4 protein-coding genes are annotated in these 7,430 nt (G+C 69.6%); 3 read left to right on the plus strand and 1 reads right to left on the minus strand.

Features of this window, described 5'->3' with window-relative positions:
• Positions 1-16 precede the first annotated feature (16 nt).
• Both ACRDP3_RS24570 and ACRDP3_RS24575 read left to right on the plus strand, forming a co-directional pair.
• Positions 17-1,912 (plus strand): 2-oxoacid:acceptor oxidoreductase subunit alpha, encoded by a 1,896-nt coding sequence (locus ACRDP3_RS24570; protein WP_431519181.1) that lies wholly within the window; start codon positions 17-19, stop codon positions 1,910-1,912.
• Complete coding sequence (locus tag ACRDP3_RS24575) at positions 1,905-2,969, plus strand: 2-oxoacid:ferredoxin oxidoreductase subunit beta (protein WP_431519178.1); 1,065 nt, start codon at positions 1,905-1,907, stop codon at positions 2,967-2,969. Before ACRDP3_RS24570 ends, ACRDP3_RS24575 begins: the two co-directional genes overlap by 8 nt.
• 78 nt (positions 2,970-3,047) lie before the next feature.
• On the opposite strand, the gene ACRDP3_RS24580 is transcribed toward ACRDP3_RS24575, so the two are convergent.
• Positions 3,048-5,453, minus strand: a complete 2,406-nt coding sequence (locus tag ACRDP3_RS24580) for a lamin tail domain-containing protein (protein WP_431519179.1) — start codon at positions 5,451-5,453, stop codon at positions 3,048-3,050.
• A 282-nt stretch (positions 5,454-5,735) separates the two neighbouring features.
• Between ACRDP3_RS24580 and ACRDP3_RS24585 the strand changes: the two genes are divergently transcribed.
• Positions 5,736-7,400 (plus strand): alkaline phosphatase D family protein, encoded by a 1,665-nt coding sequence (locus tag ACRDP3_RS24585; protein ID WP_431519180.1) that lies wholly within the window; start codon positions 5,736-5,738, stop codon positions 7,398-7,400.
• Positions 7,401-7,430: the final 30 nt, after the last annotated feature.

Consider the following 7,430-nt stretch of genomic DNA (forward strand, 5'->3'; position numbering starts at 1 on the left):
GGAGGTCCGATCAACCGTGACCCATCAGGTCAGTAGCCCAGCCGGGCAGCACCCCAAGGAAGTCCAGCGTCTGGACCGGGTGATCATCAGGTTCGCGGGCGACTCCGGTGACGGTATGCAGCTGACCGGCGACCGGTTCACCTCCGAGACCGCGTCCTTCGGCAACGACCTCTCCACGCTGCCGAACTTCCCGGCCGAGATCAGGGCCCCCGCCGGGACGCTGCCCGGCGTCTCCAGCTTCCAGCTGCACTTCGCCGACCACGACATCCTCACGCCGGGTGACGCGCCGGACGTACTGGTCGCGATGAACCCGGCCGCGCTGAAGGCGAACATCGAGGACGTGCCGCGCGGCGCGGAGATCATCGTGAACACGGACGAGTTCACCAAGCGGGCGATGGCCAAGGTCGGCTACGCGACCAGCCCGCTGGAGGACGGCTCGCTGGACGGCCACCGGGTGCACCAGGTGCCGCTGACGACGCTGACGGTGGAGGCGCTCAAGGACTTCGACGTGGGCCGCAAGGACGCCGGCCGGTCGAAGAACATGTTCGCGCTGGGCCTGCTGTCGTGGATGTATCACCGGCCCACCGAGCAGACCGAGCACTTCCTGCGCACGAAGTTCGCCAAGAAGCCCGAGGTGGCGGAGGCGAACATCGCCGCCTACCGGGCGGGCTGGAACTTCGGCGAGACCACCGAGGACTTCGCCGTCTCCTACGAGGTGGCGCCGGCGACCACCGCCTTCCCGCCCGGCACCTACCGCAACATCTCCGGCAACCTCGCCCTCTCCTACGGGCTGGTCGCCGCCGCTCAGCAGGCCGAGCTGCCCCTCTTCCTGGGCTCCTACCCGATCACCCCCGCCTCCGACGTCCTGCACGAGCTGAGCAAGCACAAGAACTTCGGCGTGCGCACGTTCCAGGCCGAGGACGAGATCGCCGGGATCGGCGCCGCGCTGGGGGCCGCCTTCGGGGGCGCGCTCGGCGTGACCACGACCTCCGGACCCGGTGTGGCGCTGAAGTCGGAGACCATCGGGCTCGCGGTCTCCCTGGAGCTGCCGCTCCTGATCATCGACATCCAGCGCGGCGGCCCCTCCACCGGGCTGCCGACCAAGACCGAGCAGGCGGACCTGCTGCAGGCGATGTACGGGCGCAACGGTGAGGCGCCGGTGCCCATCGTCGCCCCCGCCACCCCCGCCGACTGCTTCACCGCGACCCTGGACGCGGCCCGTATCGCGCTGCGCTACCGCACCCCCGTCTTCCTGCTCTCCGACGGCTATCTCGCCAACGGCTCCGAGCCGTGGCGGGTGCCCGAGGTGGCCGACCTGCCGGACCTGCGGGTGCAGTTCGCGCACGGACCCAACCACGAACTGGCCGACGGCACCGAGGTCTTCTGGCCCTACAAGCGTGACCCGCACACCCTGGCCCGGCCCTGGGCGGTGCCCGGCACACCGGGCCTGGAGCACCGCATCGGCGGCATCGAGAAGCAGGACGGCACGGGCAACATCTCCTACGACCCGGCCAACCACGACTTCATGGTCCGCACCCGGCAGGCCAAGATCGACGGCATCGACGTACCCGACCTCGAGGTGGACGACCCCAAGGGTCAGGCCAGGGTCCTGGTACTGGGCTGGGGTTCGACGTACGGGCCCATCACCGCCGCCGTACGCCGGCTGCGCAACGCCGGAGAGCACATCGCCCAGGCCCATCTGCGCCACCTCAACCCCTTCCCGGGGAATCTCGGTGAGCTGCTGCGGCGATACGAGAAGGTGGTCGTGCCCGAGATGAACCTCGGCCAGCTCTCCACCCTCATCCGCGCGAAGTATCTCGTCGACGCACACTCCTATACCCAGGTCAACGGCATGCCTTTCAAGGCCGAGCAGCTGGCGACCGCCCTGATGGAGGTCATCGCCCATGACTGAGGCACTCTCCCTGGTGCCCAAGGCCGAGTCGGCGCAGACGATGAAGGACTTCAAGTCCGACCAGGAAGTGCGCTGGTGCCCCGGCTGCGGCGACTACGCCGTACTCGCCGCGGTGCAGGGCTTCATGCCCGAACTCGGCCTGGCCAAAGAGAACATCGTCTTCGTCTCCGGCATCGGCTGCTCCTCCCGCTTCCCGTACTACATGAACACCTACGGGATGCACTCCATCCACGGCCGCGCCCCCGCCATCGCCACCGGCCTGGCAGGCACCCGCCGCGACCTGTCGGTGTGGGTCGTCACCGGCGACGGAGACGCGCTCTCCATCGGCGGCAACCACCTCATCCACGCGCTGCGCCGCAACGTGAACCTGAAGATCCTGCTGTTCAACAACCGCATCTACGGGCTCACCAAGTGGCAGTACTCCCCCACCTCCGAAGCGGGGAAGATCACCAAGTCCACGCCGATGGGCTCGCTCGACTCCCCCTTCAACCCCGTCTCCCTCGCGCTGGGCGCCGAAGCGTCCTTCGTCGCCCGTACGGTCGACTCCGACCGCAAGCACCTCACTGGCGTGCTGCGCGCGGCGGCCGACCACCCCGGCACGGCGCTGGTGGAGATCTACCAGAACTGCAACATCTTCAACGACGGCGCCTTCGAAGCCCTCAAGGACAAAAAGCAGGCCCAGGAGGCGGTGATCCGCCTGGAGCACGGCGAACCGATCCGCTTCGGCGTGCCGGGTGAGGACGGGCTCGGCTCGCAGGGCGTCATCCGCGATCCGGGCACCGGCGAACTGCGGATCGTGGACGTCGCCACCGAGGGCACCGACGGTGTCCTGGTGCACGACGCCCATGCCGACTCCCCCGGAACCGCCTTCGCGCTGTCCCGGCTGGCCGACCCGGACACGCTGCACCACACCCCCATCGGGGTGCTGCGCGACGTCCGCCGTCCCGTCTACGACGCGGACATGGCCGACCAGCTCGAAGCGGCCGTGGAACAGCACGGCAAGGGCGACCTCGGCGCCCTCCTCGCGGGCAACGACACCTGGACGGTCGCCGGCTGACGACACGTCCCGTCGCCGCCACGCGTCCCGATCCGTGCCGGGAGGGCCGGGTAGGCCGGCCCTCCCGGGCGGTGGGAGTTACGGCAGGGTGAGACGCACGAGCTGCGGGTCGTGGTCGCTCTGCTGGACGGCGAACTCGGAGTTGACGTGCACGATGTCGTAGCTGTGCGAGGCGCCGTTCAGTGACGGGGACAGCAGGATGTGGTCGAGGACCTGCGAGTTGCCCTCGTAGACGTAGCTGTAGCGCTCGGCGTCCGGCAGTCCGGCCGGAAGGTCGGTCAGCCCGGCGCTCACCAGGGTCTGAACGGGTGCGGAGTACGTGAAGTCGTTCAGGTCACCGGCCACCACGACCCGCGCCTGGCTGTCGGTCGCGAGGACCGACTGGACGAAGTTCTTCACGACCGTGGCCTGCTGGCTGCGCTGCGTCTCGCTGGACAGCGTCGGCGGCTGGTTCTTGCCGAACAGGGGGTCGTCGCCGCCCTTGGAGTTCCAGTGGTTGGCGACCACGAAGAGCGGCTTGGAGTTGAAGTAGAACTTGCCGACGAGCGGCTTGCGGCTGGAGCTGAACGCCGAGTCGGTGGGGTCGATCCGGCCGGGGTTGTGGCTGAGGCTGACCGGGTCGGCCGAATTGCCGCTGTTGGAGACGCTCACGGCCGTGGTGGATCCGCCGGGGGTGCCGGAGGCGAAGGTGAGGCCGATGTCGGTGCGGAACAGGAAGCCGACGCGGATGTTGCCACCCGGCTCGCCGCCGTCCTGGTCATCGACCGGGTTGATGTCCTTGTAGGTGTAGGACGGACCGCCGGCGGCGCTGATCGCGCTGATCAGCTTGTTGTACGTCTGGTCGGCGGCGACCGTCGCGCTGTTCGTCGCCCCGTCGTTGTCCTGGACCTCCTCGACGGTGATGATCCCCGGCGCGGCCATGTTGTCGACGATCTGCGAGGCCAGTCCGTCGAACTTGGACTGCGGGTCACTGGGGTCGAGGTTCTCGACGTTGGCCGTGGCCACCGAGATCTGGCCCGCGCCGGGGCCGCCGGCGGTCTCGGGGGTCAGACCGCTGTTCACCCGGCTGACCGGGCTGGTCAGCAACAGCTTGAAGTTGCTGAAGGAGTAGTCGAGTACACCGAGCGCCGGGGCCGAGAAGTGGTCACCGACGTTCACACCGCTGGGCACCGAGCCGGCCAGGGCGGCGTCGTCCAGGTGAATTCGCTCCGGGTTGGCGTCGCTCTGGCGCAGCACGATCCCGTCGCGGGCACTGCGGACGGAGGCGCCCGCGCCGTTGTCGGCGAGCACGGGGATCTCGTTGAAGCTCGTGCTGCGACCGGCCGCTACCGGGTTGTTGACCTGGACGCGCATGCCTTCGAGCGACTCGTAGAAGTCGATGCCGTCCGTGGACGGGTCGAACGTGCCCGAGGTCTCGACGTTGCCGGTGGCGTCGTTGTCGATCACGCTCGCCGGAATCGCCCGGCCGCCGGTGCCGGCCACGGTGGCCGCCGGGACCGTCTTCGTCCCCAGCGTGGTGACGGTGGGTGCGGTGATCTCGGTAAGGGTCAGGTTCGCGGAAGTCGCTCCGCCGGACCGGAATTCACTCACGGTGCCGCCGACCGCGACCTCCTGGCCGACGACGGCCGTGGGTCCGGTGGAGGTGAAGACGAACAGGCCCTCGGACGTGGAGTTGCTGGTGTCGGGGCACGGGTCCTGGAACCAGAAGCCGTTGCTCTTCACCGCGGTGACCACGCCGCGCACGTCGGAGACGGACTGGCCGTTGCGCGGTGATATGTGGCTGCTGCCCTGGATATCGCGTATTCGCGTGGTGTAGCCGGTGCAGCCGCCACCGCCACCGCCCTGCCCGTTCTGGGGGGTGGGGGCGACCTTCGCGAAGTCGTTCGCGTTGTTGTCGGAATCCGTGGCGGGGTTCGAGCGGGTGGCGGAGGTGGTGTTGGTCGTGGCCGCGGCGGGCGCGGTCTCGTAGTCGTTCGCGGTGCCGTATCCGAGGAAGTCCTTGACCCCGGCCGCGGTGTCACAGTTGGCGCCGCAGGTCAGGGCGGTGGCGGAGGTGACCAGTGCGACCTTGCCCGCGGTGGCGGACATGTTGGTGGTGCCGGTCGCGTCCGGGGTGGGCAGCACCGAACCGACGGCACCTCCCGATGCCAGCTGGACCAGGTACCTGGCACCGGGCTGGATCGTGCCGGACAGCGCGGTGGTGAGGTAGCTGGTGCCGGCTGAGGCCGCGTACTGCGTGGACCACCCGGAGAGGCTGACCGCCGCGGTTCCGCGGTTGTAGAGCTCGACGAAGTCGTTGCGGTGCGTCGCGCCGCTGTTGCCGCCACCGCCGTAGACCTCGCTGATGACGACGTCAGGCGAAGCGGACGAGGCGGGAGAGGCCAGCCCCGTGGTGAGGCAGCCTGCGGCGGCGATGACGGAGAGCAGGGAAAAGCCCGTCCGCCGAAGGGGGGACCTTCGGCGCGACGCGCGTAGATGAACCATGACGGGGCTCCTGACAACGAGGCGTTCCGGCAACGGAGTTGAACCCTTCATGGTTACCGCGTGGTGGCTGTGACCGCCATCTGCCGGACGTGACGTTCGGGCACCCTGCGCATGAATTTCTCGGTGGCCCGGGCTGCCCGACTGGTCGATACGGTGCTTTTCCGGCGCAGGGCCGCTCCGTTGTGATCCGGATGACGCGCTCGCCGGGAAAGACGCTTTGCGTTCACGTACCGGTCTTCATCCCCTAGAAAGCGGCCATCCCCCTCCGCTACAAAGCGGAGTATGTCCTTCCTCAATCGTCGCCGCTTCCTGTCCGCCGCGGGGATCACAGCCGCCGGGGTCACGGTCCCGCTGACCGTCGTGAACGCCACCGCGGCCCCGGACCCCACGGACGCCGGTGCTTCCTCGGCCGACGGGATATTCCGGCACGGGGTCGCTTCCGGCGATCCGCTGCCCGACGCCGTCGTTCTGTGGACCCGGGTCACCCCCACCCAAGAGGCGCAGCCCGGATCGGGCGCCGGCCCGACGACCGACGTCAGCTGGGAGATCGCCACCGACTCCGGCTTCCGCGGCATCGCCGCGACCGGCCAGGCGAGCGCCGGCCCGACGGGCGACCACACCGTCAAGGTCGACGCGAAGGGTCTCACCGCCGGCACGACGTACTGGTACCGGTTCATCTGCGCGGGCGAGACCTCGCCCGCCGGACGCGCCCGCACCGCACCCGCCCCGACGGCCACCGTGCCCGCGCTGCGCTTCGGTGTCGTGTCCTGCGCCAACTACATGGGCGGCTTCTTCTCCGCCTACCGCCACCTCGCCGGGCGCTCGGACCTGGACGCGGTGCTGCACCTCGGGGACTACCTCTACGAGTACGGCGACGGGGAGTACGGCCCGGGCCCGGCGATCGGCCGCGGCCACGTCCCGGCCACCGAGATGGTGACCCTCTCCGACTACCGGCGCCGCCATGCCCAGTACAAGGGCGACCCGGACCTCCAGGCCCTGCACGCAGCCGCCCCGTTCATCGTCACCTGGGACGACCACGAGGTCACCAACGACGCGTGGAGCGGCGGCGCGGAGAACCACACGTCCGGCACCGAGGGCGACTGGGAGGCCCGGCGCGCCGCCGCCCGCCGGGCCTGGGGTGAATGGATGCCTGTACGCGAGCCCGACCCGCGGCGCATCTTCCGCCGCCTCACCTTCGGCGCCCTGGCCGACCTCTCCATGCTCGACCTGCGCAGCTACCGCAGCAAGCAGGTCGAGCAGACGCAGCTCGGCGAGGTCGACGACCCCGCGCGCACCATCACCGGCGACGAGCAGATGCGGTGGCTCAAGGACAACCTCGCCACGGCGAAGGCACGCTGGAAGCTCGTCGGCAACCCGGTGATGATCGCCCCCGTGGTGTTCCCGCCGCTGCCGCAGGACATCAGCAGGCCGATCAACGACAAGGCCGGTCTGCTGCCGCCCGACGGCGTGCCCATCATCGTCGACCAGTGGGACGGCTACACCGCCGACCGGCGCGAACTGCTCTCGCACCTGCACGACAACGGCATCGACGACACCGTCTTCCTCACCGGCGACATCCACTCCTCGTGGGTAGCCGACCTGCCGGTCGACGCCGGTACGTACCCGACGTCGCCGTCCGTCGCGACCGAGCTCGTCTGCACCTCGATCACGTCGGACAACCTGGACGACATCACCAAGTCCGAGCCGCGCACCACCTCGGTCGCCGTCGAGGAGGGCATCAAGGCGTCCAACCGCCACGTCAAGATGCTGGAGTTCGACTCGCACGGCTACTCCCTGCTCGAGGTCACCCCCGAGCGGGTGCAGATGGACTGGGTCTACATCAGCGACCGCACCGACCGGGCCGCCACCGCGAGCCGGGCCACCGGCTGGCAGGTCATGGCCGGCAGCAACAAGGTCTCGCCCGCGTCCACGCCACTCGCGCCCTGACCGCGACGCGGGGCGGCGCCGCATCCGGCC

Origin of the sequence: Streptomyces sp., assembly GCF_050698815.1 — a bacterium.
Taxonomy (GTDB): Bacteria; Actinomycetota; Actinomycetes; order Streptomycetales; family Streptomycetaceae; genus Streptomyces.